The 25,114-nt window shown below is 66.5% G+C and carries 24 protein-coding genes and 1 pseudogene; 9 read left to right on the top strand and 16 right to left on the bottom strand.

From position 1 onward, the window contains the following. The 9 genes and pseudogenes from BLR24_RS31070 to mltG all read right to left on the bottom strand — a co-directional run. Positions 1-179 (bottom strand): annotated as a pseudogene (locus BLR24_RS31070) (NAD(P)/FAD-dependent oxidoreductase); the annotation flags it as partial. A gap of 330 nt (positions 180-509) precedes the next feature. Beyond that, positions 510-935, bottom strand: coding sequence for a secondary thiamine-phosphate synthase enzyme YjbQ (locus BLR24_RS18730; protein ID WP_093019571.1), 426 nt, complete (start codon positions 933-935; stop codon positions 510-512). 133 nt (positions 936-1,068) lie between these two features. Beyond that, positions 1,069-1,554 (bottom strand): DUF2726 domain-containing protein, encoded by a 486-nt coding sequence (locus tag BLR24_RS18725; RefSeq protein ID WP_093019569.1) that lies wholly within the window; start codon positions 1,552-1,554, stop codon positions 1,069-1,071. Positions 1,555-1,667: 113 nt separating this feature from the next. Next, on the bottom strand, positions 1,668-2,345 hold the full coding sequence (locus tag BLR24_RS18720) for an ankyrin repeat domain-containing protein (RefSeq protein WP_093019567.1): 678 nt from the start codon (positions 2,343-2,345) through the stop codon (positions 1,668-1,670). Further along, positions 2,342-3,151, bottom strand: coding sequence for a TatD family hydrolase (locus BLR24_RS18715; protein WP_093019565.1), 810 nt, complete (start codon positions 3,149-3,151; stop codon positions 2,342-2,344). The genes BLR24_RS18720 and BLR24_RS18715 overlap by 4 nt, the downstream gene beginning before the upstream one ends. A 119-nt stretch (positions 3,152-3,270) precedes the next feature. After that, positions 3,271-3,648 (bottom strand): PilZ domain-containing protein, encoded by a 378-nt coding sequence (locus BLR24_RS18710; protein ID WP_093019562.1) that lies wholly within the window; start codon positions 3,646-3,648, stop codon positions 3,271-3,273. Continuing rightward, entirely contained in the window at positions 3,645-4,667 is a 1,023-nt protein-coding gene (locus tag BLR24_RS18705; RefSeq protein ID WP_093019560.1) for a DNA polymerase III subunit delta', read from the bottom strand. Before BLR24_RS18705 ends, BLR24_RS18710 begins: the two co-directional genes overlap by 4 nt. Then, positions 4,664-5,323 carry a dTMP kinase gene (tmk, locus tag BLR24_RS18700; protein ID WP_093019558.1) on the bottom strand — a complete coding sequence of 220 codons (660 nt, stop codon included), beginning with the start codon at positions 5,321-5,323 and terminating at the stop codon, positions 4,664-4,666. The genes BLR24_RS18705 and tmk overlap by 4 nt, the downstream gene beginning before the upstream one ends. Beyond that, positions 5,320-6,354, bottom strand: a complete 1,035-nt coding sequence (gene mltG / locus BLR24_RS18695) for an endolytic transglycosylase MltG (RefSeq protein WP_093019556.1) — start codon at positions 6,352-6,354, stop codon at positions 5,320-5,322. Before mltG ends, tmk begins: the two co-directional genes overlap by 4 nt. A gap of 122 nt (positions 6,355-6,476) precedes the next feature. On the opposite strand from mltG, the gene BLR24_RS18690 reads away from it, so the two are divergent. Further along, complete coding sequence (locus tag BLR24_RS18690) at positions 6,477-7,403, top strand: CAF17-like 4Fe-4S cluster assembly/insertion protein YgfZ (RefSeq protein ID WP_093019554.1); 927 nt, start codon at positions 6,477-6,479, stop codon at positions 7,401-7,403. A 145-nt stretch (positions 7,404-7,548) separates the two neighbouring features. Beyond that, entirely contained in the window at positions 7,549-8,493 is a 945-nt protein-coding gene (locus tag BLR24_RS18685; protein WP_093019552.1) for a hypothetical protein, read from the top strand. Here the strand turns inward: BLR24_RS18685 and BLR24_RS18680 are convergent. Both BLR24_RS18680 and BLR24_RS18675 read right to left on the bottom strand, forming a co-directional pair. Continuing rightward, positions 8,487-9,368, bottom strand: coding sequence for a YbgC/FadM family acyl-CoA thioesterase (locus tag BLR24_RS18680; RefSeq protein ID WP_093019550.1), 882 nt, complete (start codon positions 9,366-9,368; stop codon positions 8,487-8,489). The two genes, BLR24_RS18685 and BLR24_RS18680, sit on opposite strands and share 7 nt — an antisense overlap. Beyond that, positions 9,365-10,339 carry an alpha/beta hydrolase gene (locus BLR24_RS18675; RefSeq protein WP_093019548.1) on the bottom strand — a complete coding sequence of 325 codons (975 nt, stop codon included), beginning with the start codon at positions 10,337-10,339 and terminating at the stop codon, positions 9,365-9,367. The genes BLR24_RS18680 and BLR24_RS18675 overlap by 4 nt, the downstream gene beginning before the upstream one ends. 67 nt (positions 10,340-10,406) lie before the next feature. On the opposite strand from BLR24_RS18675, the gene BLR24_RS18670 reads away from it, so the two are divergent. From BLR24_RS18670 to BLR24_RS18640, 7 genes are all read left to right on the top strand, one after another. After that, positions 10,407-11,543: an iron-containing alcohol dehydrogenase gene (locus BLR24_RS18670; protein ID WP_093019546.1), complete on the top strand. Its 1,137-nt coding sequence runs from the start codon at positions 10,407-10,409 to the stop codon at positions 11,541-11,543. A gap of 412 nt (positions 11,544-11,955) precedes the next feature. Next, the gene (gene tssI, locus BLR24_RS18665; RefSeq protein WP_093019544.1) at positions 11,956-14,298 is read left to right on the top strand and encodes a type VI secretion system Vgr family protein; all 2,343 of its coding nucleotides are present in this window, start codon (positions 11,956-11,958) and stop codon (positions 14,296-14,298) included. Between the two features lie 14 nt (positions 14,299-14,312). Then, a complete protein-coding gene (locus tag BLR24_RS18660; protein ID WP_093019542.1) occupies positions 14,313-14,750 on the top strand; it encodes a hypothetical protein in 438 nt (145 codons plus the stop codon). Positions 14,751-14,762: 12 nt separating this feature from the next. Beyond that, positions 14,763-17,423: a DUF2169 family type VI secretion system accessory protein gene (locus tag BLR24_RS18655; RefSeq protein WP_093019540.1), complete on the top strand. Its 2,661-nt coding sequence runs from the start codon at positions 14,763-14,765 to the stop codon at positions 17,421-17,423. Next, complete coding sequence (locus BLR24_RS18650) at positions 17,420-18,544, top strand: pentapeptide repeat-containing protein (protein WP_093019538.1); 1,125 nt, start codon at positions 17,420-17,422, stop codon at positions 18,542-18,544. The genes BLR24_RS18655 and BLR24_RS18650 overlap by 4 nt, the downstream gene beginning before the upstream one ends. Then, positions 18,541-19,263: a DUF3540 domain-containing protein gene (locus tag BLR24_RS18645; protein WP_093019536.1), complete on the top strand. Its 723-nt coding sequence runs from the start codon at positions 18,541-18,543 to the stop codon at positions 19,261-19,263. Before BLR24_RS18650 ends, BLR24_RS18645 begins: the two co-directional genes overlap by 4 nt. A 21-nt stretch (positions 19,264-19,284) precedes the next feature. Further along, complete coding sequence (locus BLR24_RS18640; RefSeq protein WP_093019534.1) at positions 19,285-19,671, top strand: DUF4150 domain-containing protein; 387 nt, start codon at positions 19,285-19,287, stop codon at positions 19,669-19,671. A gap of 10 nt (positions 19,672-19,681) precedes the next feature. Here BLR24_RS18640 and BLR24_RS18635 read toward each other — a convergent pair whose 3' ends face one another. The 5 genes from BLR24_RS18635 to BLR24_RS18615 form a co-directional block, all read right to left on the bottom strand. Then, the gene (locus BLR24_RS18635; protein ID WP_093019532.1) at positions 19,682-20,665 is read right to left on the bottom strand and encodes a tripartite tricarboxylate transporter substrate binding protein; all 984 of its coding nucleotides are present in this window, start codon (positions 20,663-20,665) and stop codon (positions 19,682-19,684) included. 89 nt (positions 20,666-20,754) lie between these two features. After that, complete coding sequence (locus BLR24_RS18630; RefSeq protein WP_093019530.1) at positions 20,755-21,828, bottom strand: patatin-like phospholipase family protein; 1,074 nt, start codon at positions 21,826-21,828, stop codon at positions 20,755-20,757. Positions 21,829-21,832: 4 nt separating this feature from the next. After that, complete coding sequence (locus tag BLR24_RS18625; RefSeq protein WP_093019528.1) at positions 21,833-22,246, bottom strand: type II toxin-antitoxin system VapC family toxin; 414 nt, start codon at positions 22,244-22,246, stop codon at positions 21,833-21,835. A gap of 12 nt (positions 22,247-22,258) precedes the next feature. Continuing rightward, positions 22,259-22,516, bottom strand: a complete 258-nt coding sequence (locus BLR24_RS18620; RefSeq protein ID WP_093019526.1) for a type II toxin-antitoxin system Phd/YefM family antitoxin — start codon at positions 22,514-22,516, stop codon at positions 22,259-22,261. Between the two features lie 66 nt (positions 22,517-22,582). Then, positions 22,583-24,961: a Tex family protein gene (locus BLR24_RS18615; protein ID WP_093019524.1), complete on the bottom strand. Its 2,379-nt coding sequence runs from the start codon at positions 24,959-24,961 to the stop codon at positions 22,583-22,585. Between the last annotated feature and the right edge of the window lie 153 nt (positions 24,962-25,114).

The following is a 25,114-nucleotide window of genomic DNA, read 5'->3' as shown; positions in this document are numbered from 1 at the left end:
TCGTCCACGGTCTGCTCGCCGGCCAGCACGGGCGACAAGAGGATGCGGTTGTAGTTGGGGTGCGGCTCGGCACCGAAGACGGTGATGTCGTACAGGTCCGGGGCGAGCTTCAGCAGCTCCTCCAGCGTGCGCACGCCGGCCATGCCGTTGCCGACCATCACGAGTTTGAGTTTCTGCATGGGGTGGGGCCTTTCGGGAATCAGCGGGTTCGAATCAAAAATGCAAATGCCGTCGATGCGGCCTTGTGGGGCCGCATCGACGGGCGGGGTTCAGGGGGTTGGGATGCTCGCGGAGCGCGGGCGGGGTGCTGGGCGCTCTTCACGCTCCGGGTATCCGCAGACCGCGGAAACCTCACCAAAACGGTGCTTCGTTACACCGTGAGCCAGCAGTTATGCAAAGACCATGCCTGAGGCGGGCACCGTCACGGATCGAGCCTGAACGTGACACCCCGCCCGCAGACGGACGGCCGCTGAAACAAAACTGGCTGGGGCAGGGGAGCCGCTACACCCTTACGACGACCCCATTAGGTGCAAGACCACTTGCCTTCGGTGCGGCCGCTTCCGGTGTTCCCAGAGATAGATGCCCTGCCAGGTGCCCAGCGCCATGCGGCCGTTGGCCACCGGGATCGAAAGCTGGACGGCCGTGAGCGCCGAGCGCACATGGGCCGGCATGTCGTCCGGTCCTTCATCGCGATGCCTGAAGAGCGGATCGCCATCGGGCACCAGCCGCGCAAAGAAGCGCTCGAGGTCTGCCTGAACCTCCGGATCGGCGTTTTCCTGCACCAGCAGGCTGGCCGAGGTGTGGCGGATGAAGAGCGTGAGCAGCCCGGTTTTAAAGCCGGTGCTTTGCACCCATCGCGCAACGGGCGTGGTGATTTCCAGCAGACCACGGCCAGCGGTGTCGAAGTCGAGGGTGGTGTTGGCTTGGCTCAGCATCACACAGGGCCCTTCAAAACGGACCTGCTGCATATGTCATTGCACAAGTCATTTAACATAATGCACATTGTGTTCCTTTTTCGGATGTCCCAATGAGACCACCCCAACAAGGCAAGCCAAGCAACGACCGCCCTCAGGACCCCATGGGACTCACGGATGCCATCGTCGGATCGAAATCAGCCTCCACACGCCCCACGTCCGGAACCCTCGGGTATCGCAGCACGCGGTATCCAGCCTCCACCAGCAGCGCCTCGCGGTCCAGGTCGCGTTGCGACTTGCCCTTGTGGGCCTTGTCGCCGCCGAACGCGACCACGGCCACCACCTTGAACGAGCGGTCGCACACGACGAAGTCGGCGATCTTGCGGCTGAACGAGCTTCGCGCCGCGCGCGTGCGGGCCGTGAGCAATGCACCGAAGCTGACCTGCGGCAGCACCACGAGATCCGGCAGGGTTTGCACGAGCCGGTTGTACATGGCCTGCTCGCGTGCAGTGAGCGGTGGCCGGGCCTTGGGCTTGTCGACGAAGCCGCTGGTGTTCTGCTCTGACTTCTTCCGGGCAACCATCACGAACGCAAGCAATCCCACGGCCACCAAAAAGACCATGAATAGGAACGTATTCATCTCTACTTCTCCTTCTACGGAGAGTCTCGCACGACTGTGCGGGCGCCCTTTTGAACGCTATTTTGGGCCTGCTCAAGCCCGTCGAATTCAGCCTTTGACAAGCGCCGCCGACTTCACCATTTGCCGTCCTTGGGCACGGGCTTGGGGCCGGCCTTTGTGTCGGCCGCCGCGGCAATCAGCTGCGCGGCTTCGGGGCGATTTGCCTTGGTGGCAAAGTCCACCGCGGTCATGCCGAGCTGGTTCTTCATGGTGGTGTCGGCGCCTTCGGCCAGCAGCAGCTTCACGGCCTCGGTCGACCCATACATCGCGGCCATCATGAGCGGCGTGGTGCCGTTGGGCGATTGCGCATCGATGAAGGCGTAGTTGTCGAGCAGCACCTTCATGATGGTCAGCTGACCGCTGCTGGCGGCATAGTGCAGCGGCGTCCAGCCGGTCTTGTTGACGGCGGCGTCGCGCTTCAGCAATTGGGTGACGAGGTCTTGCTGCCCCTTGATGGCCGCCAGCATGAGCGGCGTCTCGTCCTTCGCGTTGGCAATGTCGACGTCGGTCTGCGGCGACTCGAGCAGCACTTGCGCCACTTTGGGCGACGGTTCGCGCAAGGCGATGATCAGTCCGGTCTGGCCATTTTCGTCGCGCGTGTTGGGGTCGAAGCCGCGGTTCAGCAGCGTACGCACGCCGCTGGCGTTGTCTCCGCGCACGGCCCGAAAAAAGTCTTCGAACGAACCTGCGTTTGCGGTAAAAGTTGCTGCTGCGACAGCAAGATACAAGAATTTCTTGATGTATTTCTTCATGTTGTTTTTACTCCCTTGAACAGCGCTTCGAAGTTATCGCTGGTGGCTTTTGCCACGGCTTCGAGCGGCAGCTTGCGCAGTTCGGCGATCTGCTTCGCCACAAAAGGCACGTAGGACGGATTGTTGGTCTTGCCGCGGTACGGCACCGGGGCCAGATAGGGGCTGTCGGTTTCGATCAGCATCCGGTCGAGCGGCACGAAGGCCGCCACGTCGCGCAGGTCCTGTGCCTTCTTGAAGGTCAGGATGCCCGAAAACGAAATGTAGAAACCAAGGTCGAGCGCCGCCCGGGCGACTTCGGCGGTTTCGGTGAAGCAATGGAATACGCCGCCTGCAGCCCGACCGGAGCCGTCTTCGCCCTCCTCCTTGAGGATGGCCAGCGTGTCGGCGGATGCTTCGCGGGTGTGAATGATGAGCGGCATGCGCGTTTGCTGCGCTGCGCGGATGTGCACGCGGAAGCGGTCGCGCTGCCATTCCATGTCGGAAATGCTGCGACCGCCCTTTCGCTCTTCCATCTGGTAGTAGTCGAGGCCGGTTTCGCCAATGGCCACCACGCGGGGCATGGCCGCACGGCGCACCAGGTCGTCCACGGTCGGTTCGGCGATGTCCTCGTTGTCGGGATGCACGCCCACGCTGGCCCAGAAGTTGTCGTAGCGGGCCGCCAGCGCCTGCACTTCGTCGAACTCCTCGAGCTTGGTGCAGATGCACAGGGCCCGATCGACCTGCGCCTCGGCCATGGCGGCGCGGATTTGCGGCATGTGGTCCGCGAACTCAGGGAATGTCAGGTGGCAGTGGGAATCGGTAAACATGGCACTGATTGTCTGGCTTTATGCCAGGGACACCGACGAACCGGCTTTGCCGGCCTCTGGTGTCGCCCCCGTAGGGGAAGGCGCGCGCAGCACGAAGTGCGCGCAGCCTGCGGGCGGGCCTAGATAGTTTGGGTGGGACGGTCGGAGGCCATCGAGCCGCCGAGCGCCGCTTCGATGCGGGCCTTGAGCTGGCGCGATTTTTCGTCCGAGGGGAACCGGATGCCCACGCCAGGCGCCCGGTTGCCGGCGGCGCGCTGCGGCGTGATCCACGCAACCTTGCCGGCCACCGGGTAGCGCTGCGGGTCTTCGGGCAGCGTCAGCAACACGTAGACGTCGTCGCCCAGGCGGTATTCGCGCGAGGTCGGAATGAAGATGCCGCCCTCGGCAAAAAGCGGAATGTAGGCGGCATAGAGCGCGCCCTTTTCCTTGATGGCAAGCTGGATCACGCTCGGCCTTTGAGGCGTTGCGGCGGCGGCGGGGGCGACTGGTTGGTTCATGGGCGGCGAGGAGCAGAGTTTAGGGTGGTTCGCGCCTCGCTCACAAGCGCTTCCAGCATGAGGCCCGCATTGAAGGGGTGTTCGGCGGTTCTTGCGGCGTTGGCGAGCGACTTCGACCAGCGCGCCAGCGCCAGATGCGAAGGCACGGCGACCGGCAGGTCGGCCGGTTCGAAAAAGCGCGGCTCGGCGCCGCAGCCGATGGCCATCAGGTCGTGGCAGAGCTTTTGCAGCGCGCTGATGGCCTGCGAGGGCGCCTGGTCCGCCAGCGCCGCGACGTCGCCGCGCGAAATGGCCTTGGGCAGCAGCGACCAGGCCTTCGGCGACTGGCCGGAGCGTGCCAGCCGCAGCGCGTCGCTCGGCCGGCCACCGGCGGTGCGCAGCAAGGCCGGCGCGTCGGCAGCCGGCACGTCGTGCGCCACCAGCCAGGCTTCGGCGTCGGCCGTGGCGGGCCATGGCAGCGTGAAGCCGAGGCAGCGGCTGCGGATGGTCGGCAGCAGCTGCCATGCGGCCTCGCTGGCCAGCACAAAGCGCACGTCGCCGACCGGCTCTTCGAGCGTCTTGAGCAGCGCATTGGCGGTGATGGTGTTCATGCGCTCGGCCGGATACACCAGAACCACCTTGCCCCGGCCCCGCGCGCTGGTGCGCTGGGCAAAGCCAACCGCGTCGCGCATGGCCTCGACGCGGATCTCGCGGCTCGGCTTGCGCTTTTTGTCGTCGATGTCGGCCTGCGCCTTTTCGTCCAGCGGCCAGCCCAGCTCCTGCATGGCCACCTCGGGCATCAGCACGCAAAGATCGGCGTGGGTTCGAACTTCGATCGAATGGCAGCTCGGGCAATGGCCGCAGGCGGCACCGCCCTCCTCCGCCTTCGGCTGTTCGCACAGCCAGGCGGCGGCAAGCGCCAGCGCGAGTTCGTATTGGCCCAGGCCCGAAGGGCCCTGCAGCAGCCAGGCATGGCCGCGCTGGCGCAGGAGCTCCGCGAGCGGCCGATGCAGCCAGGGCGAAAGCGCCTGCGTACTCATGGTGCCGCCCCGCTGGCCGGTGCCAAGGCGCCGCGCGCGACAAGCGCCGTCTCGACTTGCTGCCAGACCTGGTCGCGCGTCTGGCTGGCGTCGATGCGCACGAAACGCTCTGCATCGGCGGCCGCGCGGGCTGCGTAGCCCGCCGCAACGCGCCGGAAGAATTCGACCGGCTGCGATTCGAACTTGTCGGGCAAACGTGCTCCGGCCAGGCGCTGGGCGGCAATCTCGGGAGCCAGATCGAACCACAGCGTGATGTGAGGCTGCAGCAGTTCTGGCGCATCCGCCCTGCCCTGCACCCATCGTTCCAACGTCGACAGCACCTGTGCGTCGAAGTCGCGCCCCGCACCTTGGTAGGCGAAGGTGGCGTCGGTGAAGCGGTCGCACAGCACCACGTCGCCACGCGCCAGTGCTGGCTCGATCACCCGCGTGACGTGGTCGCGCCGCGCTGCGAACACCAGGAGCGATTCGGTCAGCGGGTCCATCGGCTGCTCGAGGATGAGGCCGCGCAAGGTTTCGGCCAGCGGCGTGCCGCCGGGCTCGCGCGTGCGCACCACCGTGCGGCCCTGTCCCCTGAAAAGCGCCTCCATCGCGTCGAGATGGCTCGACTTGCCTGCACCGTCGATGCCCTCGAGCGTCAGAAACAGGCCTTCATTCATTGCGGAACCTTCGGTTTGGGTTCGCCACTGCTGCTGCTGCCACCGCGCTGGTAGCGGTTGACGGCGCGGTTGTGGTCGTCGAGCGAACTGCTGAACTGGCTGGTGCCGTCGCCGCGCGAAACGAAGTACAGCGACTTGCTTTGCGCCGGCTGCACCGCCGCCAGCAGCGCCGCCTTGCCCGGCATGGCAATGGGCGTGGGTGGCAGGCCGCCGCGCGTGTAGGTGTTCCAGGGCGTGTCGGCCAGCAGGTCTTTCTTGCGCAGGTTGCCGTCGAAGGCGGTGCCCATGCCGTAGATCACGGTCGGGTCGGTCTGCAGCGGCATGCCGGTGCGCAGCCGGTTGGCGAACACGGCGGCAATCTCGGCGCGGTCTTTGGCTTTTCCTGTCTCCTTTTCGACAATACTGGCCAAAATAAGCGCCTCATCCGCCGATTTGATCGGCAAATCGGCGGCGCGGGCCGACCATGCGGCGTCCAGCTTCTTGTCCATGGCCCGCATTGCCCGCTGCAGCAGCGCAATGTCGGTGGAGCCCTTCGAATAGGTGTACGTGTCCGGGAAAAAGCGGCCCTCCGGGTGCACGCCGGGCCGGCCCAGCTTGACCATCAGCGCGTCGTCTGGCATGCCGATGGTTTCGGGCTTGAGCTGCTCGGCCTTGGCCAGGGCCGCACGCACCTGTCGGAAATTCCAGCCCTCGACCAGCACCAGGCTGCGGGTGGCTTCTTCGCCGCGCACCAGCACGTTGAGCAGCATCTTGGGCGTGATGCCGCGCTCCAGCTCGTAGCTGCCGGCGCGAATCTGGCGGTCTTGCCCCGAGATGCGGAACCAGAAGTAAAGCAGCTGCGGCTGCACTTCGGCCCCGGCATCGGCCACGGCCTGTGCAACGCCGCGCGGCGTGGTGCCGGGCTCCACGGAAAGATCTAGGCTGGGTGCGGGCAGCTTGAGCGGCTGGTGCACCCACCAGAGTCCGGCGGCGCCGAGGCCGAGCGCAGCCAGGGCGGCCAGCAGAAAAAGCGTGAGGAAGAAGCGGCGCACGGGTCCGATGAATGAACGGAGAAAAGGAAAATCGAATCGGGCGAAAAGTCGGTGGCCTTGCGGGAACGGGGGCGGATTCCCTGCGGACCGGACGGAACGGCTCCGACCATGATAATTCAGCGATGACTACTGTCGTTCTCAATGGTGTTACCGCTCTTTCCCACCTTGGCGTGATCCGCGCCGAGGGACCGGATGCCGCGAGCTTCCTGCACGGCCAGCTCACCCAGGATTTCGCGCTGCTCGGCGCTACCGAAGCCCGCCTGGCCGCGCTTTGCACGGCCAAGGGCCGCGTGATCGCGAGTTTTGTTGGGATCCGGCCGCAGCCCGACCTGGTGCTGCTGGTCTGCAGCCGCGACATCCTGGCGGCCACGCTCAAACGCCTGTCGATGTACGTGCTGCGCGCCAAGGCCAAGCTCACGGACGCCACGGAGCAGTTCGCGCTGCATGGCCTTGCCGGTACCGCGCTGGCCGCCAACGGCCTCGATGCCGCGGCGCTGCCCGGCCAGCGCACGGCCATCGGCGAAGACATCAGCGCGGTGTCGCTCTATCCGGCCGACGGCGTGCCACGCGCCATGTGGATCGCGCCTGCCGGCAGCCCGGTGCCCGCCGGCTCGCCGCTCGACGCCGAACTCTGGCAGTGGAGCGAGGTGCGCAGCGGCATCGTGACCTTGACCACGCCAGTGATCGAGGCCTTCGTGCCGCAGATGATCAACTACGAATCCGTGGGCGGCGTGAACTTCAAGAAGGGCTGCTACCCGGGCCAGGAGATCGTCGCGCGCAGCCAGTTTCGCGGCACGCTGAAGCGCCGCACCTACCTTGTGCAGGCCGATGCGCCGGTGAGCGCGGGGCAGGAAGTGTTTGCCGCCGCCGACGCCGAGCAGCCCGTGGGCACGGTGGCGCAGGCCGCGCCGGCACCCGGTGGCGGCTGGGCCGCGCTGATCTCGATCCAGATCTCGGCCCTGGAAACCGGGGGCCTGCATGCCGGCGGCGCCGACGGGCCGGCGCTCACGGTCGAGCCGCTGCCCTACCCATTGCTCGAAGACATCTAGTTTCGAATCCCCCGGCGTCCGAAGACACGGACGCTTGGCGCTGCCCCGAAAGAGGTAGCGCCATTTTTTTGCGCGCGTTTAACCCTGCCGCCAGTGCTGCTCCGTAGAAGCCGTATCGATCCACTCCTGGCAAGGAAGAACCATCATGAAGCGCAGACTCCTCATCTCTACCGCCCTCGCCTGGGCCGCCCTCTCGGCCTGCGCCGAAAGCCCGGTGCGGCCGCCCCCGCCGCCTTCTGCATACGACCGCATCGGTTCGCTGATGCAGGTCAGCGTGGTCGATCGCACGACCGGCCGCGAACTGTCCATCTACCGCCACCGCGGCGAATACTGGGTCGCCGGGCGGCCCGGCGCGCGCTATGCCATTCGCGCACGCAATGCGATGGGCGAGCGCGTCATGGCCGTGATGTCGGTGGACGGCGTCAACGTCGTCACCGGCGAAACCGCGGGCGTGCTGCAAAACGGCTATGTGTTTTCCGGCGGCGAGCGCAGCGACATCACAGGTTGGCGCAAGAGCGACTCGCAGATCGCGGCCTTCGAATTCACGTCGATCGCCAATTCGTACGCGAGCCGCACCGGCCGTCCGGACGACGTCGGCGTGATCGGCGTCGCCATGTTCCGCGAGCGCGTGCCCGTGCCGCCTCCCCCGCCGCCCATCGTGCTGCCGCACCGCGACGGCAGCAGCAGTTTCAGCCGCGAGATGGAGCGCCGCGGCGAGGCGCCCTCGGCGGTGGCCGAGGCCGCGCCGGCCGCACCCGCGGCGAAGGCCCGCTCTGCCGACAGCGCCCTGGGCGCCGAATCCGCGGCATCGGCAAAGGGCGGCCTGGCCCGGCAATCGCCGCCCGCCCCAAGCCTGGGCACAGCGCACGGCCGGCGCGAGACCTCGCATGTCGGGCACACCACCTTCGAGCGCGCGCAGTCCACGCCCGACGAAGTGGTCCGCATCCGCTACGACAGCCGCGAGAACCTCATTGCCGCGGGCGTGATCCCGGTGCCGCCGCCCCCGCCGCGCTGGCCGCGCCCTGAAGGCCCATCTGCCTTCCCGGGTTCGGAGATGGGCTACGTGCCCGACCCGCCGGCGCGTTACTGATCCAGCCTGCGCCGCATCTCGATGTGCGGGATGCCGGCTTCCTCGAAGGGCTCGCCATGCACCGTGTAGCCGAGCCGCGCATAGAAGCGCTCCGCGCTGCGCTGCGCATGCAGCCCGATCTCGCGGTCGCCGCGCGCCCTGGCGGCGGCCTCCAGCGCCTGCATGATCGCGGCGCCGTGCCCGCCGCTGCGCAGCACACGGTGCACGGCCATGCGGCCGAGCATGGCCGTGCCGTCCACGGCGTCCAGCAGCCGGCCGGTCGCAATGACCTGGCCGAGCCGGTTGCGGGCCACCGCATGCAGCACCACCGCATCGTGCTCGTCCCACTCCAGTTCCTTGGGGATGTTCTGCTCCTCGATGAAGACCGCGCGGCGCAATGCGCTCGCACCTTCGCCCAGGGTTTTCCAGTCGCCGGTTTCCACCGTACGCATCGGCTCGCCGGCTTCGAAGCCCGTGAGAATTTCGCGCAATGCAGCCGGCACCGGCTTGGAGGTCTGAGTGGCCGGGTCGGCAAATACATAGACGAGTTCACAGCCCACCAGGTACTGGTCCTGCCGGAACAGCGCGCCGTCGAAGACGATGGACGAGTTGCCGATGCGCGCGCATTTCATGGCCACGTCGATCACGTCGTCCACGCGCGCGGACGCACGGAAATCCACGGTCGCCTTGCGCACGTAGAGATCACCTCCCAGGGAATGCATGGCCTCCTCATAGGGCAGCGCGAGCGCGCGCCAGTAGTCGGAAATGGCAGTATCGAAATACATCAGGTAGTGCGCGTTGAATACGATCTTCTGCATGTCGACTTCGGCCCAGCGCACGCGCAGGCGGTGAAAGAAGCGGAAGTCTTTTCTCTGGGGTATGGTTTCTTCGGTCATGGTTTCAGTGCCTCTTTGAGTGCGCGCGCCGCATCGTCCTGCGCCTGCAGCGCCTCGGGAATCGCGCGGCCCATTTTCAGGAATTCGTGGATCACGCCGCGGTAGATCTCGATATCGACCGCCACGCCCGCGGCGCGCAGCTTGTCGGCATAGGCAATGCCTTCGTCCACCACGGGGTCGCATTCGGCCAGGCCGATCCAGGCCGGCGCCACACCCTCGACGTCGTCGACCAGCAGTGGTGCAAAGCGCCAGTCGTCACGGTCGGCCGGCGTGCGCACGTACTGGCCGAAGAAGTAGTCGATCAGCGCCTTGGTGAGCAAGGGGCCATCGGCATAGCGCTGGTGCGAGGGGGTGTCCTGGTGCGCGGTGGTGCCGGGATAGATCAGCATCTGTAGCGCGAGCGGCAGGCCCGCATCGCGCGCAAGAATGGCGCACACCGCGGCCAGCGTGCCGCCGGCGCTGTCGCCGCCCACGGCGAGCCGGCTCGCGTCGAGGCCCAGGCGCGCGCCTACGTTCGCAATGAAGGCGAACGCATCCCAGGCGTCGTTCGACGCGGTCGGAAACTTGTGCGCGGGCGCCAGCCGGTAATCGACCGACACCACCGCACAGCCGCTCTTGTGGCTCAGCACGCGGCACAGCGTGTCGTGTGTTTGGATATTGCCCACCGTGAAGCCGCCGCCGTGAAAATAGACCAGCGCCGGCAGCTTTGCCGATGAAGGCGCATAGAGCCGTGCCGGCAGCTCGAAGCCGTCGCGGGCAGGAATGCCGAAGTCTTCGATGCGCGCGAGGCCGGGCTTCGGCACCTCGAGCACGCCCGCTCCTTTTTCATAGGACGCTTTGGCCTCTTCGGGCGTGAGCTGGTCCAGGCTCGAGTGGCCGGCTCGCGCCATGCGTTCGACCACGCTGGCCATCTTGCCGGTGAGCAGTGGCTGCCATGTGCCGGGCGCGACAACGGCAAGGGTTTTGTTCATGTGCAAGACTGTTCCGGCTTGTTAGATTTGGGTGGTCCGCAATCGTACTGCCCAGTCACCCACACCCATGGCACTCATCCAATACCTCACCCAAATCCAGTTCGAGTTCGGCGCCATCAAGCTGCTGTCCAGCGAGTGCGCGCGCATCGGCATCAATCGCCCGCTGATCGTCACAGATGCGGGCGTGCGCGCGGCCGGGGTGCTGCAGAAAGCGCTCGACGCCATTGCCGACCTGGAAGTGGCGGTGTTCGACCAGACCCCCTCCAACCCCACCGAGGCTGCCGTGCGCGCGGCCGTCGAGCTGTACCGCAGTGCGCGCTGCGACGGGCTCATAGCCGTGGGCGGCGGCTCCGCCATCGACTGCGCCAAGGGCGTGGCGATTGCCGCCACGCACGAGGGCCCGCTCAAGACCTACGCGACCATCGAGGGTGGCTCGCCGAAGATCACCGATCGCGTGGTACCGCTGATTGCGGTGCCCACCACCAGCGGCACCGGCAGCGAGGTGGCGCGCGGCGCCATCGTCATCGTCGACGACCACCGCAAGCTCGGTTTCCACAGCTGGTTTTTGATGCCCAAGGCCGCCATCTGCGACCCCGAGCTCACGCTCGGCCTGCCCCCAAAGCTCACGGCCGCCACCGGCATGGACGCCATCGCGCACTGCATGGAAACCTTCATGTCGGCCGCCTTCAACCCACCGGCCGACGGCATTGGACTCGACGGCCTCGAGCGCGCATGGCTGCACATCGAGCGCGCCACCAAGGATGGCAGCGACCGCGAGGCGCGCCTCAACCTCATGAGCGCCTCGATGCAGGGCGCCATGGCCTTCCAAAAGGGCCTGGGTTGCGTGCACTCGCTGAGCCACAGCCTGGGCGGGGTCGATCCGCGCCTGCACCACGGCACGCTCAACGCCCTCTTCCTGCCCGCGGTGATCCACTTCAATGCCGGTGCCGAGTCGGTGCAGAAGGAGCAGCGGCTGCAGCGCATGGCGCAGGCCATGCACCTCGATTCGGCTGGCGATCTTGGCGATGCGATCCGCGACATGAACGCGCGCCTTGGCCTGCCCAAGGGCCTGGCCGAAGTGGGCGTGACGCCCGGCATGTTCGAGCAGATCATCGACGGCGCAATGGCCGACCACTGCCACAAGACCAATCCGCAGCTGGCTTCGCGCGATGACTACAAGGCGATGCTCGAAGCATCGATGTAGGCTGTTCGCTTTCCTGGGTGCCAGGGACGCTGTTGTTCAGGGCGGCGCTCCCGCCGACGGGGTACCTTTCTCCGCGAATGTCCCCCGGCTTCGCCTCCTCCTTTATTTCGCTGCGCAAGGCACCCCATCGACGGGATCGTTGTCTAGATCGGTTATTGATCGAGCGGAACAAGCGCAGCGCCCAGTGGGCGCAGGGCGCCGGGTGCTCCGCGCAGCGAAATAAAGGAGGAGCCGAAGGCGGGGGACATTCGCGGAGGGGAGTACCCGGTGGCCTGTGCACGCGCCCTGAACAACAGCGCCCTGAAAACAGCAGCGCCTCCTCGGCACGTCATGCATATGACATAAGGAATTCCTAGACTGCCATCTGAAGGCTTCGCATCCGAAGAAGCCCCAAGGGCGAGGGAAATTCCGAATGACGCGTACCGTCCAGGTTCACACCGTACTGAACGCCGAGCAGCTCAAGTTCCGCGCGATGCGGGGGCTCGAAGGACTGTCGCAGTTGTTCGAGTTCGAGGTCGACATGGTCAGCACCAGCTTCAACCTCGACCTCAAGAAGCTGCTCGGAACGTCGCTCACACTCGAACTCACAGACGGCGGCGCGCCGCGCTTTCTCAACGGAACCGTGGTGCGCTTCGAACTCGTCGGCCGCGCCAACGAAACCGGCCGCCACTACGTGTACCGCGCCCTGGTCCAGCCCTGGCTTTGGTACCTTACGCGCACCACCGATTGCCGCATCTTCCAGAACAAGAGCGTTCCCGAGGTGCTCGACGAAGTGCTGGGCAAATACGGCTTCGAGTTTGAAAAGCGCCTGACGGGCAATTACCGCCCCTGGGAATACTGCGTGCAATACCAGGAAAGCGACTTCGCTTTCGTGAGCCGCCTCATGGAGCACGAAGGCATCGCCTACCACTTCGAGCACACGAACAATTCGCACCTGCTGGTGCTGGCCGACGACACCGGCGGCTACGGCAAGCTGCCGGGCTTTGCCACCATTGCGTATCGCCCGCGCGATCGCGTGCTCCATGCCATGGAGCCCTGCATCGACCAGTGGCGCATCTCGGAGCAGATCACCTCGGGCCGCGTGATGCTCGACGACTTCGACTTCAAGAAGTCTCGCGCCTCGCTGCAAAGCGTGCGGCAAGACCCCAAGGGCCACGATCATTCGAGTTACGAAGTCTACGAATGGCTGGGCGGCTACAGCGAGCACCAGCAGGGCGACACCTACGCGACGATCCGGCTGCAGGAGCTGCAGTGCGCCCACGAGCTTGCCGCGGGCCACACCAACGTCGTGGGCATGGCGCCGGGCTACCTGTTCGAGATGACGCATTGCCCGCGCGAATCGGACAACCGCGAGTACCTGGTCACCGAAACCCGCTACGACCTGCAGGAGCCCGAATACTCCACCGGCGGCAGCACGGAATCGGTCTGCCAGTTCGACTTCACGGTGTTGCCTTCGAACGTGCCCTACCGGCCCGCCCGCAAGACGCCAAAGCCGCGCACCAATGGCCCGCAAACCGCGACCGTCGTCGGCCCGGAAGAAATCTGGACCGACCGCTTCGGCCGCGTGAAGCTGCAGTTCCGCTGGGACCGCTATGGCCAGTCGGACGAGAACAGCTCGTGCTGGGTGCGCGTGTCCAGCAACTGGGCCGGCGCCAACTACGGCACCATGCACATGCCGCGCGTGGGTCAGGAAGTGATCGTCGATTTCATCGGCGGCGAGCCCGACCGCCCCATCATCACCGGCCGCGTCTACAACAACGACCAGATGCCGCCGTGGGAGCTGCCCGCCAATGCCACGGCGAGCGGTATCCTCACGCGCTCGAGCACGGGCGGCGCGGCCAATCAGGCCAACATGTTGCGCTTCGAGGACCGCACCGGCGCCGAGCAGATCCTGCTGCACGCCGAACGCAACCTCGACGTCGAGGTGGAAGCCGACGAAACGCACACCACCGATGGCACACGCACCACGGTCATCGGCGGGCATGAATCGTCGACCTACAAGAGCGGCGAAACGCGCGACATTACCGCGGGCGCGAAAGAAACCATCAACGGTGGCGACACGCGCGACGTCACCGGCGGCTTCAGCGAAACCGTGGCGGGCGGCGTCACGCAGACCATTTCGGGCGGCAAGACGCGCACGCTCAGCGGCGGGTTGAACGACACGATCACGGGCGGCGTGAAACTGGCGATCACCGGCGGCTTCCACGGCACCATCGACGGGCAGGAGATCCGCTTCGTGAGTGGCGGGCGCAACGACACCATCAACACCTCGAACACCGTGCTGGTCGACGGACCGTCGAACACCACCGTGACGGGCCCGACGGTTCATACCTCGCCGGACGTGACGTTCAACACGACGAACCACATCCACAACACCACGCAGCACGTCATCAATACCAACGTCTACAACACGACGTCCAACACCTACAACAACATCACGAACGACTACACGAACAACTCGAAGACCTACACCAACAACTACGCCAAGAGCAGCGACTGGCGCCTGCACCGCGCCGGCGGCGTGGGATTCCGCTTCTCCGTGGTCGGGATGGCCATGGACCTCTGGGGGCTGCGCCAGCAGAACTACATCCTCAACTCGCAGTTCTCCGGCGTCCGCCTCGATGTCGCAGTGTTCCGGGCGCAAAACGAGGCGACCGAAATCAAGGGAACGGCGCTCAAGGTCGCGAACATCGGCATGAAGATCGCAAGCGGCGGCCTGGCGTTCGCCGCGAAAGCCATGACCGTCAAGGTCTGAACCACTGAAACTCAATGGACATCTGGGAGCAGATTCTGTGGATCGTCTTCGCGGTGATGATGGGCGGCGCGCTGGTGGCCTGCATCTCGGTGGCGGTGGTCGCCACCGGCGAACAGCGCAAGTACACCAAAGAGCAGCGCGTGGGCAAGGCCATGGGCAGCACCGGCGTGCCCGCGCAGGGGACCGTGGTCGAAGTGCGGCGCTCGGAACATCAGCTCACCAGTCCCGGAACCCATGGGCAACGCATGGTGGCGCTCGAACTGGACCTGCAGATGGGGCCCGCGGCCCAGATGCCGACTGTGGTGCTCAGGACGCTGGTTGACGAACTGCTCCTGCCCCGAATCGCCGTGCCCGGCGCAACCATCCATCTCTTGCAAGACCCCGCCAATCCCGCCCTGGTGTCGGTGGACAGGCAGCGGACGCCCCTTGAAGTACCGCCCGCACAGGGTTAGGGCCTACGGACAATGAAAACCGTCAAGCCGCTCAGGCTGAGCGTCATCACGCGCCCCTTTCTGCGCAGCGGGCATCAGCGGCTGGGCGTGACCGTCATCGGCATGGTGTCGATGGGCGAAGCCCCTGTGCTGCTGCCCGAACCGGAGTTCTGGAAGATCGCGGCCGAAGAGCTCGGGCCCACGGGCACCATCGATCTGGGCATACCCAAGGTGTGCGCCGAGTTTCTCGCGACCGGCCATGCCTACACCCATCACCAGAAGGAAAAGACCGCTTGCGCCGTTGCCTTGCGGGTGGGCGGGATCGAGCGGCAGCTGCTCGCCTTCGGCGACCGGTTCTGGCTGGATGGCCGTACCACGGCGCCGCTGGCCTTCGAATCGATGCGCCTGGACTGGACGCGCGCGTATGGTGGCCCCGGCTTTGCCGACAACCCGCTGGGCATCGGCCATGCGCCCGAGATCGTCAACGGCCTCGCGGTCCAGCGCCTGCCGAACATCGAGCACCCGCTGCGTCGGCTCGATCGCCCCGACCGCGAGGCGGAGCCGGCCTCCTTCGGCGCAATCGACCTGAGCTGGCCGCGCCGCATGTGCCTGATCGGCCGGCATTACGACACGCACTGGCGCGAGAACCTGTTCCCCGGCTTTTCCGAGGACATGGACTGGCGCTTCTTCAATGCCGCGCCGCCGGAACAGCGCTGGGCCGACCGCGACAGCATCCCCGGCGGCACGCCCTATGAAGTCTGGAACATGCACCCCACCCTCCCGGTGCAGCGCGGCCGGCTGCCGGATTGGCGCGCGCGCGCCTTCATCGCCCGAAAGACGGCACCGGGCCAGCGCGAACCGGAGCACTTCGACGAAGTGCCCATGCGCCACACCACGGCGTGGTTCTTTCCACACCTTGCGCAGGTGGCACTGATTTACCACGGCGAGATCGGCATCACCGAAGACGATGCCGACGACGTCACCCACGTGATGCCGGCCATCGAGGCCGCGGGCGACCCGCCCCGCCCGCTCGCGCACTACTTCGCGATTCTGCAGCGCCGCTGCCATCCCGAGACGGGTGCGCTGTACGCGGCCCGCGACGACGAACTGCTGCCCGCCGAGGCCATCGGCTCCTGGCTCGACACGCTGGACGACGACGAAGAATCGGCGCTCGTGCGCAACATGCGCGAGCGCGGCGACCGGCTGCGCCAGGACATGATGCAGAAGGCGCGCGAAGCCGGCCACGACCCGCGCCTCTTGCGCGAGCGGCCGCCGCCCGAGCCCTTTCGCAAGGCGCCGACGCTCGCCGAATTGCCCGAATTCATCGAGCGCACGCGGGTCTTCACGCAGGACCAGCGACGCAGGCTCGAGGATGGGCGGCAAGAGCTTGAGCGGCTGGGCCGGCTCAACGCGGTGGAGTCGCGCAAGGTTGGGTTCGACACCGGTGAGCTGGTGGCCGGCGTCGATCGCACCACGGCGAAGGGTCCACCCGCCTTCGACGCGAAGGCCGCGCTGAAAGGCATGCTCGGCATCGCCGAGGCGACGGGTACGCCCGCGCTCCCGGCCGCCCAGCAACGGGAGTTCAAGCAGGTGCTGGAAAAAGGGCAACGCGGCTTGCTCGACATGTACCGCATGGGCGCGCAGCATCAATCCGCGGCCGATGCCATGGCCGGCGTACGCGCGGCCGAGGTGCGCCAGCGCGTGCATGAGGCGATGGCCACCACCCGCGATCTCTCGGCCATGGATCTCACGGGCGCCGACCTGTCGGGCATGGACCTGCGCGGCGCGCGCCTGCACCGCACGCTGCTCGAAAGCGCAAACCTCGAGGGCGCCCGGCTCGACGGCGCCGACGCCACCGAGGCCGTGCTGGTGCGCGCGCGACTGTCGCGCGCTTCCCTGGCCGGCTGCGTGCTGCAACGCGCCAACCTGAGCATGGCGCAATGCGTGCAAACCGCATTCACCGGCGCACATCTGCACGAAACCACGCTCGAAAAAACACGCTTTGACAGGTGCGACTTCTCGCATGCCGTGCTCGAACACCTGACCTTGCTGGGCATGCACTTTGCGCACTGCAGCTTCGACGAGGCCCGCTTTGCCTACGTGACCTTCATCGAACAAAGCTGCCTGCAGGATTGCAGCTTTCGCCGCGCCGTGCTCCACAAGGTGGGACTGATCTCGTGCGTCGTGGCGCGGCTGGACTTCACGCGGGCGCAGCTCGAGGCCTGCGCCTGGGCCCACACGCCGGGAGACGATGGCATCGTGTTTCGCGAGGCAACGCTGCGCACCACCTGCTTCGTCGGTACCAGCAGCCTCCGCAACATGGACTTCGAAGGCGCGACGCTGGTGCAGTGCGGCCTGCGCGACATGCCGCTGGACGGCGCCCGCTTCATGCGCGCGACGCTCGACACCTGCGACTTCTCCGCCTGCAGCTTCACCGGCGCCGACCTGGGCGCGATCGATGCGCCAGAAAGCCTGTTCATCCGGGCGAATTTCACGCATGCCTCGCTGCGCGGCGCCAACCTCATGCATGCCAGCCTGCAGAAGGCACGACTGGTCGGCACCGACCTGCGCGAAGCCAACCTGTTCCGCGCCGATGTGTCGCAGACCCTGATGGACAGCGTGACCGAAACACGCGGCGCCTACATCGAGCAGGCCAAGACCCTCCCGCGCCGCGCCGCGGACCCCGCGCAATGACGCGGGACGAACTGGCAACCAAGATCCGCGGCGGCGAGCACATTCAGGACCAGGACTTCAAGGGCATGAACTTCGACGGACTGGACCTGCGCGGCGGCACCTTCGGCGCCTGCGATTTCTCCGCCGCGAGCCTGCACCGGGCGCAACTGGCCGAATCGGTGTTCGATGCCTGCCGCTTCGACGACGCGGTGCTCGACGCCGCCGACCTGCACCACTGCGCCTTCACCCGCTGCGGCCTGCCGCGCGCGAGCCTGCGCTCGGCCGCGATGATGCATGCGGTCTTCACCGAGACGGACCTGCGGGGCGCTGACTTTGTCGAAGCCCGCCTGGGCCAGGCCACCTTTCACCAGAGCACACTCGACGATGCAAGCTTCGAACGCGCCGACCTCACGAAGTCGGTGTTCGGCGAAAGCAGCCTCGCCGGCACACGCTTCGACAAGGTTGCGCTCAACACCACCGTGTATTACCGCGCCGGGCTGCGCGGCGCGAGCTTCAGCGGCGCAAGCTTTCACAACGTCATCTTCAGCGAGGCTGCGCTCGCGGGCCAGGATTTCTCGGCGCAGTCGTTTCATCTCTGCCAGTTCATCGACGCCGACCTGGCGGCCTGCAACTTTGCCGGTGCGCGGCTGAGCCAGTGCAACTTCAAGGGCGCGAAGCTCGAGCGGGCGGTGCTGACGGGCGTGCACGCGCCCCAATGTCTTTTTCCGGAAGCCGACCTGCGCCATGCCGACGCCCGCGGCGGACATTTCGACCAGAGCCTGTGGGTCGATGCATGGCTGGACGACGCCGACCTCTCCGGCGCAAGGCTCGAGCAGTGCGTATTCCACCGCGCGCACTGCCGGCGCACGTCGTTCGCGCGCAGCCAGCTGGTGTATGCGGATTTCTCGTACGCCGACCTCAGCGGCGCCGACCTGCGCGGCGCCACCTTCCTGCGAACCCAGACGCATCGATCGATACAGGCCGGCAGCCGCTGGAGCGACCGCATCGGCGTGCTCGACAGCGACCCCGCCCTGTTTGAGGCCGAGCACTTTTCGGCGGCGCGCTCGAGCCGGCCGCAACGCGCGGGCCGCGACACCTTCGGACGGCCGCTGCCTCCCGATGCACCGGACACCGCCCCATGAACCATCACCACCACGCCACCCGCGAAGCCACCCCGCCTCCGTCCCACGACGCCGGCATCGACCGCAGCGATCCGCATGCCGCCGAGATGCAAGCCCTGATGGGCAAGCCGCTGCCCTCCGCCGCGGCCGCCATGCCTTCCTGGACCGGCAGCGCCTTGGGCACCGTCGTGCAACAGATGCCGGATGGCGCATTCGCGGTCGAACCCCAGGGCGGCGGCGATCGTTGGCACTGCCCGCGCGCTGCGAGCTGCCTGCTCGAGCCCGGCACGGGCGACGCCGTGCTCGTGGCCGGGCCGCACCGCCAGCGCCTCTACCTGATTGCCGTCGTCACGCAGGCGGACGCCAGCCAGTCGCACATCGTGACCGAGGGCGACCTCACGATCCGCTCGCGCCGCGGCCGCATCGCGCTGAATGCGCCCGCGCTGGCGCTGCAGGCCGCGCGCGCGCAACTAGACATCGCGGACATGGAATACCGGGGTGCCGAAGTGCGCGTGACCACGCTCGTCGCGCGCATCGTGGGCCGCACGCTGGAGACCGTGCTCGACCGCCTGAGCGTGCTCACCCGGTCGAGCTTCCGTCTTACCGAAGAAGTCGAGCAGGTGCGGGCGGGCCAGATCGACATGCAGGCCGCCGAGACCCTGCGCCTGCATGCGAAAAACACCTTCGTCACCAGCAAGGCGCTGGTGAAGGTGGACGCCGAACAGATCCACATGGGTTGATGGAGAAGAGGAACCTTTGCCATGTTTGCAAACGCACAGATGATGGGTATGGACCTTGCCTTTCCGGATGTCTGCAAGACGCCGCCGGCGGTCCCCATTCCCTACCCCAACTTCGCGCTCGGGCCCACGGCCATTCCCAACGCCTGGAACATCCTCTACGGTGGCACGCCGGTCCACAACATGGCCACCACCACGCCCATCACCAACGGCGACAACTCGGGCGTGCTGATGGGCGTGGTGTCGCAGACGGTGATGGGGCCTTCGCGGCACATCACCGGCGCCTTCACCGTGCTGCTGAAGGGCACGCCCTGCACGCGCATGACCAGCCTGTCGGTGCAGAACCGCTGCAACATCGTGGGCATGCGCATCGTGCCCAGCCAGTTCAAGGTGCTGGTGCTCGCGGCCTGAGGCTTTTGTTTTATTCCACCTTCACGCCCGCAGTGCGGATCACCTTCGCCCACTTGGCGGTTTCGGCGGCAATGAAGGCGTCGAATTCTTCGGGCGTGCTGCCCGCGGGGAACGTGCCCATGGCATCGAGCTTGGCGCGCGTCTCGTCGCTCTTGATGATGCGCGCCACCTCTTCGGACATGCGCTTGACGATGTCGCGCGGCGTGCCGGCCGGCGCCAGCATGCCGGCCCAGGTGCTGCCGGTGAAGCCCGCGAAGCCCTGTTCGATGAAGGTAGGCACATCGGGAACGGCGGGCAGGCGCTTGTCGCCCGCCACGCCGATGAGCCGCACCTTGCCGGCCTTGGCCTGGTTGATGAGACCGGTGGGCGCGTCGAAGAACAGCTGGATCTGCCCGCCCATGAGATCGGTCAGCGCAGGCACTGCGCCACGGTAGGGGATGTGGATCATGTAGGTCTGCGTGAGCGACTTCCACAGCTCGGTCGTCAGGTGCGCCGCCGAGCCGTTGCCCGACGAGCCGAAGCTCACCTTGCCGGGGTTCGCGCGTGCGTAGGCGATGAGTTCGCGCGCGGTCTTGAACGGCGCATCGACGTTCACCGCGGCCAGCAGCGGCGACACGCCCATCAACGACACGCCCGTCAAATCCTTGCGTGGGTCGTAGGGCAGCTTGGGGTACAGCGTGGTATTGGCCGCATAAGCCGCAATGACGACGCCGAAGGTCGTGCCATCGGGCGCCGCCTTGGCGATGGCATCGACGCCGATCAAGCTGTTGGCGCCGGGCTTGTTGTCGACGAGCACCGGCTGACCCAGCTTTGTCTGCAGGCCAACTTGCACCAGCCGCGCCATCTGGTCGGTGAACCCGCCCGGCGTATAGGGCACGATGATGCGGATCGGCTTGCTGGGCCAGGCGCTTTGCGCCAGCGTCGGCAGTGGAAGGCTTGCAGCCGCAGCGGCGGCAAGGGTGAATCGGCGGCGTGAAATTCGGGCCTGCGGCATGGGGACGGCTTTCTGGAGAGCAAGAATGACCCGGCCATTCTCGAAGCCGCTGTGCGCGCGCACCCTTGGGGTTTGCCCCGGCGGGGGGTTCAGAGCGGCAGGATGTCCCGCGTGCGACCGGTCCCGAGCCAGCCCTCGAACTCATCCGAAAGCCGCTCCGCCTCGCGCACGGCCTTGCTCCATGCGCCGATGCGCGCCTGCGGATCGTTCGCAAAATGGATGAAGTCCTTGCGGTCGGGCAGCTTGCCGTTGGGCAGCGAGCGCACCCAGTCAAGGTCGGGCGCGAGCACCACCATGCGGTCGAGAAAGCCGGTGGACTTGTGGCGCCAGCGCAAGCCCTTGTCGAGCCAACCCGGCACCACGGCGCGCTGGAAATGCGGGTACAGCACGATGCCCTCGTCGGGCGGCTGGTAGTCGAGGTGCAGGTGGTAGTCCGTAATGCCGCCGTCCCAATACGCACCGCGCGGCGCGCCCGGAATGTCGTGCACCGCGGCAAGCAGGAACGGTATCGAGCACGATGCCTGCAGCACCAGGTTGAAGTTCTCTTCGCTCAGCGCATGCTGGCGCGTGCGGAAGTCTTTCGTGCCGAACGGCAGGGCCGCGCCGGGTGTGGAAAACACGCAGCGTTCGAGCCATGCGCCCAAGCCCTTGCGGTACAGGCTGTTGGTGGCAAAGGCGCCCAGGTAGCCGAAAGGGGTGCGCGCCCTGCCTTCGCGACCGAGGATGTGGCGCCCGCGCGAAGTCACTACATGGAGCTTGTAACGCGCGTGGTTCAGCACCTCGCTGATGCGTCCGCCGTAGAAGTCGTGCAGGCTCTCGGCAAAGCGTGCGCTCAACTGCTTCGGGCTGAGCCGCTTCTGCCCGGGCGGCACATCGAACTGCTGGCGCACATAGTCGTATTCGAAGCGCTCAAAAGCCTTCTGCGGATCGGACAAGCAGGCCGTCGAAAGCCGCCACGCGCCGATCGAGGCGCCCACCAGGTGCACCGGCTGGCTCGACTGCGTGAGCCAGCGTCCGAAGATGAAGCGGTCGAGCGGCCCGAGCACAAGGCCCTTGGGCCCGCCTGCCGCTCCGGGAATGGTGCGCACGTCCTGCGGGCGCAGTCCGTTCGCTTCGATGTGCTTGCGGGCTACGGGGCCGGCGTAGATGCGCAGGGCTTTCATTTATTCATGCCGCACTTGACTCGAACGGGTTGAAGACGTCGATACCGAAACCGGCGAAGTCGCTGACGTTGCGGGTCACGACGGTCAATGCATGCTGCTTTGCCGTGGCGGCAATCATTGCGTCTTCGTACAGCGTGTTGGAACTGCGGTGCATCAGCCTGGCCCACAGCCTGAACGTTTCTGCGTCCATGGGCAGTACGTTGTACGAGGCGGCGACCAGAGCTGCCCATTGCTCGATCTCATCGGCCTTGGCGGCATCCTGCTCGCGCGTGATTTCGATGCCGGCCTGGATTTCGCCGATCGTGACCGCGGAAAGATGCAGGTTGCTGTCGGCGATGGGCGCGAGCCATGCGACGACCGCGCCGTGCGGTCGAGGCCGACGCAGTTCCGAGATGACGTTCGTATCCAGCAGGTACATACCGCCCGCCCCTCAGCGGATTGGCGTGATGCGCCGCCGGCGTGCCGCGCCGCGCTGCGGAACGAGAAACTCGGTGCGTGCCTCGGCCGAGAGCAGCAACTCCTTGAGGGACGGCTTGGCCGTGGCATGCAATCGCCGCCACTCTGCCGCCGGTACCAGCACGGCGGCTTCGGCCCCCCGTTTGGTGACCATTTGCGGCCCGTCTGCGAGACAGGCGTCGAGAAACTCGCTGAAACGCGCCTTGGCGTCCTGCACAGGCCAGGTTTTCATTTGGAGCCGCCTTGTCAGACTAGTGTTCTGACTAGTTTAACAGGCCGACCGAAAATATGCCCGCGCCTATTTGCGCAACCCCTGCAGCTTGGCAAACGCACTCGCCATCTGCCCTGCAGGCTGCGGCGCGTTGTCGCGGCGCGCACCCTGCTGCTGCTGGCCGCGTCCCGCACCTTCGAAGCGGTTGTCGCGCGGGCCATCGCGTCGCGCGGGCGCCGCATCCAGCTTCATCGACAGGCCGATGCGCTTGCGCGCCACGTCCACTTCCATCACCTTGACCTTGACGATGTCGCCGGTCTTGACGACCTCGCGCGCGTCGTTCACGAATTTGTGGCTCAGCTGGCTCACGTGGACCAGGCCGTCCTGGTGCACGCCCAGGTCGATGAAGGCGCCGAACTGGGCCACGTTGCTGACCGTGCCCTCGAGGATCATGCCCTCGACCAGGTCCTTGATGTCGTCCACGCCGTCGTTGAAGCGCGCCACCTTGAAGTCGGGGCGCGGGTCGCGGCCCGGCTTCTCGAGTTCGCCGAGGATGTCCTTCACCGTGATGACGCCGAACTTCTCGTTGGCGAACAGCTCGGCCTTCAGCGTCTTGAGCATTTCGGCGCGGCCCATCAGCTCGGCGATCGGCTTGCCCGTCTTGACGATGATCTGCTCGACCAGCGGATAGGTTTCGGGGTGCACGCCGGTGATGTCCAGCGGGTCGGCGCCGCCGCGAATCCGCAAGAAGCCCGCGCTCTGCTCGAAAGCCTTGGGGCCGAAGCCGGTCACGTCGAGCAACTGCTTGCGGGTGGAGAACGCGCCGTTCGATTCGCGCCAGCGCACCACCGCCTTGGCCACGCTGGCCGACAGGCCCGAAACACGGCTCAAGAGCGGCACGCTCGCGGTGTTGAGGTCCACGCCCACCGAGTTCACGCAGTCTTCCACCACGGCCTGGAGCGTGCGCGCCAGTTCGCTCTGGTTCACGTCGTGCTGGTACTGGCCCACGCCGATGCTCTTGGGGTCGATCTTCACGAGCTCGGCCAGCGGGTCTTGAAGGCGGCGCGCAATGCTGGCGGCGCCGCGCAAGCTCACATCCACGTCGGGCATTTCCTGCGAGGCGAATTCGCTGGCGGAATACACCGAGGCGCCCGCCTCGCTGACCACCACCTTGTCGACCGTCATCTCGGGCGCGCCGGCCTGTGCGGCCATCTTGGCGAGCAGCTTGATGAGGTCGGCCGCCAGTTTGTCGGTCTCGCGGCTCGCGGTGCCGTTGCCGATGGCGATCAGGTTCACGCCGTGCTTGGCGCAGAGCTTTCCAAGCGTGTGCAGCGAACCTTCCCAGTCCTTGCGCGGCTCGTGCGGGAATACCGTGGCGGTTTCGACCAGCTTGCCGGTGGCATCGACCACGGCCACCTTCACGCCGGTGCGGATGCCGGGGTCCAGGCCCATCACGACGCGCGGGCCGGCCGGCGCAGCCAGCAGCAGGTCGCGCAGGTTGTCGGCAAACACCTTGATCGCGACCTTCTCTGCGTCTTCGCGCAGGCGGGTGAACAGGTCGCGCTCGGTGGAGAGCGCCAGCTTCACGCGCCAGGTCCAGGCCACGCACTTGCGGATCAGGTCGTCGCTCGGCCGCCCGGCGTGGCTCCAGCCCAGGTGCAGCGCGATCTTGCCTTCGGCGATGCTGGGCTTGCCAGGCTCGGGTTCGACCGGCAGCACCAGCTTGGCGTCCAGAATTTCGAGCGTGCGGCCGCGAAACACCGCCAGCGCGCGATGCGATGGCACGCGGCCGATCGGCTCGTCATAGTCGAAGTAGTCGCGAAACTTGGCGACATCGGCGTTGTTCTCGTCCTTGCCGGTCATCAGCGTGGACTTGAGCAGGCCTTCGGCCCACAGCCATTCGCGCAGGCGCTGCACCAGCGCCGCGTCTTCGGCCCAGCGCTCGGAAAGAATGTCGCGCACGCCGTCGAGCACGGCCGGCACGGTAGAAAAATCGGGACCCGGCTTGCCATCGTCGAGCGTGGTCGCGGGCTGCAGGAACGCCTTCGCTTCCACCGCAGGGTCGAGCGTCGGGTCGGCCAGCACTTTGTCGGCCAGCGGCTCGATGCCGAACTCGCGCGCAATCTGTCCCTTGGTGCGGCGCTTCTGCTTGAACGGCAGGTACAGGTCTTCGAGTTCCTGCTTGGTCGCCGCGAATTCGATTGCGGCGCGCAATTGAGGCGTGAGCTTGCCCTGCTCGTCGATGCTCTTGAGCACGGCGACGCGGCGGTCTTCGAGTTCGCGCAGGTAGGAAAGGCGTGCTTCCAGTTCGCGCAACTGGATGTCGTCGAGGCCGTCGGTCACCTCTTTGCGATAGCGGGCAATGAACGGAACCGTGGCACCGCCATCGAGCAGTTCGATGGCTGCCTTCACCTGGTGCTCGCCGACCTTGATCTCGGTGGCGAGCTGGCGAATGATTTTTTGCATGTCGGAGGGGATCCCTGGAACTGGCGACGCCGCTCGGACGCCTTGCGGATAAAGCCGGGAAGTTTGCCATAGGGTGCGGCCGCCTCGGCAGCCCATCCGCCGTCCGTAAAACTGCCTCGGCTTAGTGGTAAACCACTATGGGTTGAATTGGTA

The organism is Variovorax sp. OV700, from assembly GCF_900099805.1.
Taxonomy (GTDB): domain Bacteria; phylum Pseudomonadota; class Gammaproteobacteria; order Burkholderiales; family Burkholderiaceae_C; genus Variovorax.
The sequence above is the reverse complement of the archived record's forward strand: the minus strand, read 5'-3'. Positions and strand labels throughout refer to the sequence as shown.

Excerpts from the sequence above, each read along its gene's own strand:
- BLR24_RS18730 (WP_093019571.1), bottom strand. The coding sequence starts at position 935 with ATGCTGAGCCAAGCCAACACCACCCTCGACTTCGACACCGCTGGCCGT.
- BLR24_RS18725 (WP_093019569.1), bottom strand. The coding sequence starts at position 1,554 with ATGAATACGTTCCTATTCATGGTCTTTTTGGTGGCCGTGGGATTGCTT.
- BLR24_RS18720 (WP_093019567.1), bottom strand. The coding sequence starts at position 2,345 with ATGAAGAAATACATCAAGAAATTCTTGTATCTTGCTGTCGCAGCAGCA.
- BLR24_RS18715 (WP_093019565.1), bottom strand. The coding sequence starts at position 3,151 with ATGTTTACCGATTCCCACTGCCACCTGACATTCCCTGAGTTCGCGGAC.
- BLR24_RS18710 (WP_093019562.1), bottom strand. The coding sequence starts at position 3,648 with ATGAACCAACCAGTCGCCCCCGCCGCCGCCGCAACGCCTCAAAGGCCG.
- BLR24_RS18705 (WP_093019560.1), bottom strand. The coding sequence starts at position 4,667 with ATGAGTACGCAGGCGCTTTCGCCCTGGCTGCATCGGCCGCTCGCGGAG.
- tmk (WP_093019558.1), bottom strand. The coding sequence starts at position 5,323 with ATGAATGAAGGCCTGTTTCTGACGCTCGAGGGCATCGACGGTGCAGGC.
- BLR24_RS18690 (WP_093019554.1), top strand. The coding sequence starts at position 6,477 with ATGACTACTGTCGTTCTCAATGGTGTTACCGCTCTTTCCCACCTTGGC.
- BLR24_RS18685 (WP_093019552.1), top strand. The coding sequence starts at position 7,549 with ATGAAGCGCAGACTCCTCATCTCTACCGCCCTCGCCTGGGCCGCCCTC.
- BLR24_RS18680 (WP_093019550.1), bottom strand. The coding sequence starts at position 9,368 with ATGACCGAAGAAACCATACCCCAGAGAAAAGACTTCCGCTTCTTTCAC.
- BLR24_RS18675 (WP_093019548.1), bottom strand. The coding sequence starts at position 10,339 with ATGAACAAAACCCTTGCCGTTGTCGCGCCCGGCACATGGCAGCCACTG.
- BLR24_RS18670 (WP_093019546.1), top strand. The coding sequence starts at position 10,407 with ATGGCACTCATCCAATACCTCACCCAAATCCAGTTCGAGTTCGGCGCC.
- tssI (WP_093019544.1), top strand. The coding sequence starts at position 11,956 with ATGACGCGTACCGTCCAGGTTCACACCGTACTGAACGCCGAGCAGCTC.
- BLR24_RS18660 (WP_093019542.1), top strand. The coding sequence starts at position 14,313 with ATGGACATCTGGGAGCAGATTCTGTGGATCGTCTTCGCGGTGATGATG.
- BLR24_RS18655 (WP_093019540.1), top strand. The coding sequence starts at position 14,763 with ATGAAAACCGTCAAGCCGCTCAGGCTGAGCGTCATCACGCGCCCCTTT.
- BLR24_RS18650 (WP_093019538.1), top strand. The coding sequence starts at position 17,420 with ATGACGCGGGACGAACTGGCAACCAAGATCCGCGGCGGCGAGCACATT.
- BLR24_RS18645 (WP_093019536.1), top strand. The coding sequence starts at position 18,541 with ATGAACCATCACCACCACGCCACCCGCGAAGCCACCCCGCCTCCGTCC.
- BLR24_RS18640 (WP_093019534.1), top strand. The coding sequence starts at position 19,285 with ATGTTTGCAAACGCACAGATGATGGGTATGGACCTTGCCTTTCCGGAT.
- BLR24_RS18635 (WP_093019532.1), bottom strand. The coding sequence starts at position 20,665 with ATGCCGCAGGCCCGAATTTCACGCCGCCGATTCACCCTTGCCGCCGCT.
- BLR24_RS18630 (WP_093019530.1), bottom strand. The coding sequence starts at position 21,828 with ATGAAAGCCCTGCGCATCTACGCCGGCCCCGTAGCCCGCAAGCACATC.
- BLR24_RS18625 (WP_093019528.1), bottom strand. The coding sequence starts at position 22,246 with ATGTACCTGCTGGATACGAACGTCATCTCGGAACTGCGTCGGCCTCGA.
- BLR24_RS18620 (WP_093019526.1), bottom strand. The coding sequence starts at position 22,516 with ATGAAAACCTGGCCTGTGCAGGACGCCAAGGCGCGTTTCAGCGAGTTT.
- BLR24_RS18615 (WP_093019524.1), bottom strand. The coding sequence starts at position 24,961 with ATGCAAAAAATCATTCGCCAGCTCGCCACCGAGATCAAGGTCGGCGAG.